1 rRNA gene is annotated in these 1713 nt (G+C 50.9%); it reads right to left on the bottom strand.

From position 1 onward, the window contains the following. A 23S ribosomal RNA gene (locus HG547_RS20540) occupies positions 1–1700 on the bottom strand; the annotation flags it as partial. Between the last annotated feature and the right edge of the window lie 13 nt (positions 1701–1713).

Consider the following 1713-nt stretch of genomic DNA (forward strand, 5'->3'; position numbering starts at 1 on the left):
AGCGTACCTTCTCCCGAAGTTACGGTACCATTTTGCCTAGTTCCTTCAGCCGAGTTCTCTCAAGCGCCTTGGTATTCTCTACCCGACCACCTGTGTCGGTTTGGGGTACGATTCCCGCTAACCTGAAGCTTAGAAGATTTTCCTGGAAGCATGGCATCAACTACTTCATCCCCTTGGGGACTCGTCATCAGCTCTCAGTGTATAGTGACCCGGATTTGCCTAAGTCACCCACCTACCACCTTAAACGCGGACTACCAACGCCGCGCTAGCCTAGCCTTCTCCGTCTCTCCATCGCAGTTAGCGGAAGTACAGAAATATTAATCTGTTTCCCATCGATTACGCCTTTCGGCCTCACCTTAGGGGTCGACTCACCCTGCCCCGATTAACGTTGGACAGGAACCCTTGGTCTTTCGGCGAGGGGGTTTTTCACCCCCTTTATCGTTACTCATGTCAGCATTCGCACTTCTGATACCTCCAGTGTGGGTTACCCCTTCACCTTCAACGGCTTACAGAACGCTCCTCTACCGCGCAACTCTAATGAATTGCACCCGTAGCTTCGGTGGTATGTTTAGCCCCGTTACATCTTCCGCGCAGGCCGACTCGACTAGTGAGCTATTACGCTTTCTTTAAATGATGGCTGCTTCTAAGCCAACATCCTAGCTGTCTAAGCCTTCCCACATCGTTTCCCACTTAACATACACTTTGGGACCTTAGCTGACGGTCTGGGTTGTTTCCCTTTTGACGACGGACGTTAGCACCCGCCGTCTGTCTCCCGAGTAGTACTCATTGGTATTCGGAGTTTGCAAAGGGTTGGTAAGTCGGGATGACCCCCTAGCCTTAACAGTGCTCTACCCCCAATGGTATTCGCTCGAGGCGCTACCTAAATAGCTTTCGAGGAGAACCAGATATCTCCCGGTTTGATTGGCCTTTCACCCCCAGCCACAAGTCATCCGCTAATTTTTCAACATTAGTCGGTTCGGTCCTCCAGTTGATGTTACTCAACCTTCAACCTGCCCATGGCTAGATCACCGGGTTTCGGGTCTACGCCTTGCAACTAAACGCGCAGTTAACACTCGGTTTCCCTACGGCTCCGCTATTCGCTTAACCTCGCTACAAAACGTAAGTCGCTGACCCATTATACAAAAGGTACGCAGTCACGGTCTCAAGAACCGCTCCCACTGCTTGTACGTATACGGTTTCAGGTTCTATTTCACTCCCCTCACAGGGGTTCTTTTCGCCTTTCCCTCACGGTACTGGTTCACTATCGGTCAGTCAGGAGTATTTAGCCTTGGAGGATGGTCCCCCCATATTCAAACAGGATATCACGTGTCCCGCCTTACTCGTTTTCATCAAAGGTTAGTTTTCGTGTACGGGGCTATCACCCTGTGCCGCTGGACTTTCCAGACCATTCCACTAACACCCCTCTGACTTAAGGGCTAATCCCCGTTCGCTCGCCGCTACTAGGGGAATCTCGGTTGATTTCTTTTCCTAAGGGTACTTAGATGTTTCAGTTCCCCTCGTTTGCCTCATGTAGCTATGTATTCACCACATGATGACCGCTTATGCGGCCGGGTTCCCCCATTCGGACATCGTTAGCTCAAATGCTTGTTACTAGCTCGCCAACGCTTTTCGCAAGTTACTACGTCCTTCATCGCCTCTGACTGCCAAGGCATCCACCGTATACGCTTAGTCGCTTAACCATACAACCCAAAT

The sequence above is a fragment of the Shewanella sp. DNRA4 genome (assembly GCF_012843185.1).
Classification (GTDB): Bacteria; Pseudomonadota; Gammaproteobacteria; order Enterobacterales; family Shewanellaceae; genus Shewanella; species Shewanella xiamenensis.